This is a genomic window from Agromyces binzhouensis (assembly GCF_004135055.1).
GTDB classification, from domain to species: domain Bacteria; phylum Actinomycetota; class Actinomycetes; order Actinomycetales; family Microbacteriaceae; genus Agromyces; species Agromyces binzhouensis.
In genome coordinates this window covers 1-2,712 of sequence record NZ_SDPL01000420.1, presented here as the reverse complement: position 1 = coordinate 2,712, position 2,712 = coordinate 1, and the positions used below count along the sequence as shown (strand labels likewise).

The 2,712-nt window shown below is 72.4% G+C and carries 1 protein-coding gene and 2 pseudogenes; all 3 read left to right on the top strand.

What is annotated here, in order from left to right; translation table 11 throughout:
- Positions 1-327 (top strand): annotated as a pseudogene (locus ESO86_RS19140) (PLP-dependent aminotransferase family protein); the annotation flags it as partial.
- A gap of 4 nt (positions 328-331) precedes the next feature.
- Complete coding sequence (locus ESO86_RS15090) at positions 332-2,470, top strand: S9 family peptidase (RefSeq protein ID WP_129235717.1); 2,139 nt, start codon at positions 332-334, stop codon at positions 2,468-2,470.
- A 54-nt stretch (positions 2,471-2,524) separates the two neighbouring features.
- Positions 2,525-2,712 (top strand): annotated as a pseudogene (locus ESO86_RS19135) (FAD-dependent oxidoreductase); the annotation flags it as partial.

The window sequence follows — 2,712 nt, the reverse complement described above, 5'->3', positions numbered from 1 at the left end:
CGGCGGCACATCGCCGCGGCCAAGCGCGACTACGCGCACCGCCGAAGCCTCGTCATCGAGGCGCTCGACGGCATCGACGGCGCCCCGCTCTCCGGGCTCGACGGCGGCCTGCACGCCGTCGTCGGCCTGTCGACGCCCGAGGTCTCGACGCGCGTCGTCGCCCGGCTCGCCGACGACGGGATCCTCGTCGCGCCGCTCGCCGAGTACTCGGCCGTGCCGGGCGAGGGCCCGTCCGGGATCGTGCTCGGCTACGCGTCGCCGCCCGACTCCCGGCTCGCGGACGCGCTCGCCCGCGTGCGGGCGGTCGTCGAGGCGGCGTACCGTTGACCCCGTGCTGACTCCTCCGCTGACCGAGAAGCGACCGACCGAACGCACCCACCACGGAGACGTGGTGATCGACCACTACGAGTGGTTGCGCGACAAGGACGACCCGGCGGTCATCGCCCACCTGGAGGAGGAGAACGCCTACACGAAGGCGAGGACCCGGCACCTCGCCCTCCTCCAGGAGCAGGTGTTCGAGGAGATCAAGGACCGCACCAAGGAGACCGACCTCAGCGTCCCCACCCGCGAGGGCGACTGGTGGTACTACTCGCGCACGGTCGAGGGGCTGCAGTACGGCATCCACTGCCGCGTGCCGGCGCGAGCGGCCGACGACTGGGAACCGCCCGCCATCCCCGAGGACGGCTCGCCGCTGCCCGGCGAGCAGGTGCTGCTCGACGACAACGTCGAGGCCGAGGGCCACGAGTTCTTCTCGCTCGGCAGCTTCGACGTGACCGCCGACGGCTCGACGCTGCTCTACGGCGTCGACGTCGAGGGCGACGAGCGGTACACGATCCGCCTGCGCGACCTCAGCGGCTCGGGTCGCGAGTTCGACGACGAGATCCCCGGCACCGCCGCCGGCGCGCTGTTCGACCAGAGCGGGCGCTACGTCTTCTACACGACCGTCGACGACGCGTGGCGGCCCGACACGGTCTGGCGGCACGAGGTCGGCACGCCCGCATCGGCCGACGCGAAGGTCTTCCACGAGCCCGACGAGCGCTTCTGGCTCGGCATCGGCCTCACCCGCAGCCGCCGCTACCTCGTGCTCGAGGCCGGCTCGCACGTCACGAGCGAGTCGTGGCTGCTCGACGCCGACGACCCGACCGGGGAGTTCCGCGTCGTCTGGCCCCGCCGGGACGGCGTCGAGTACGACGTCGAGCACGTCGTCGCGGGCGGCAGGGACCGGCTCCTCGTCATCCACAACGAGGGCGACGCGGTGAACTTCGAACTCGTGAGCGTCGCGGCCGACGACCCGCAGGGCGACCGGCGGGTGCTGCTCCCCCACGACCCGCGGATCCGGATCGAGGCGGCCCACGGCTTCCGCGACTTCGTCGCGCTCGAGTACCGGCGAGAGGGGCTTCCGCGCGTGGCGATCGCGAAGGTGCCGCCGCAGGGCATCCCCGCCGACGCGACGCCCGACGACACGCTCCACGAGCTCGCCTTCGACGAGGAGCTCTCCAGCGCCGGCGTCGGCGCGAACCCCGACTGGGCCCAGCCGTCGCTGCGGATCGGCTACGGGAGCTTCGTGACGCCGTCGATGGTGATCGACGTCGACGTGGCATCCGGCACCCGCACGGTGCGCAAGCAGCAGCCCGTGCTCGGCGACTACCACCCCGAGCGATACGCCCAGAAGCGCGAATGGGCGACGGCGCCGGATGGCACGAAGGTGCCGATCTCGCTCGTCTACCGGCACGACCTCGTCACGCTCGGCGAGCCGGCGCCGACGCTCCTCTACGGCTACGGCTCGTACGAGCACGCGATCGACCCCGCCTTCGGGATCCCGCGGCTCTCGCTCCTCGACCGCGGCATGGTGTTCGCGATCGCGCACGTGCGCGGCGGCGGCGAGATGGGCCGGCTCTGGTACGAGCACGGCAAGAAGCTGCACAAGAAGCACACCTTCACCGACTTCATCGCCGCGGCCGAGCACCTCATCGACCGCGACGTCACCACGCCCGACCACCTCGTCGCGCAGGGCGGGTCGGCCGGCGGCCTGCTCATGGGCGCGGTCGCGAACCTCGCGCCACGACTCTTCGCGGGGATCGTCGCCGAGGTGCCGTTCGTCGACCCGCTGACCTCGATCCTCGACCCGTCGCTCCCGCTGACCGTCATCGAGTGGGACGAGTGGGGCAACCCGCTCGACGACCCCGAGGTGTACGCCTACATGAAGTCGTACTCGCCCGTCGAGAACGTGCACGCCGTGGGCTACCCGCGGATCCTCGCGATCACGTCGCTGAACGACACGCGCGTGCTCTACGTCGAACCCGCGAAGTGGGTCGCGCGCCTCCGCGAGGTGGGCGCCGACCCGCTCCTCAAGATCGAGATGGCGGCGGGCCACGGGGGCGTCTCGGGTCGGTACGCGGCCTGGCGCGAGCGGGCGTTCGCGAACGCCTGGATCATCGACGCGGCCGGGGCGCACCCGAGCGGGGAGTAGCCGACGCCTGAACAGGGGTCGCGGATGTCGGCGGCCCGGCCCAGACTGACCGTCATGTCGTTCGTCACCGAACTGAGTGAGCGGATGCCCCAGCGCGTGCACGCGCCCGGCACCCCCGAGTACGAGGCCGGCGCCCACGTCTTCGCCGGCCATGGCACGCCCGATGCGGTCGTGCGCCCGACCTCCGCCGCCGAGGTCGCCGAGGCCGTGCGCTCCGCCGTGGCGGCAGGCGTCCCCCTGAC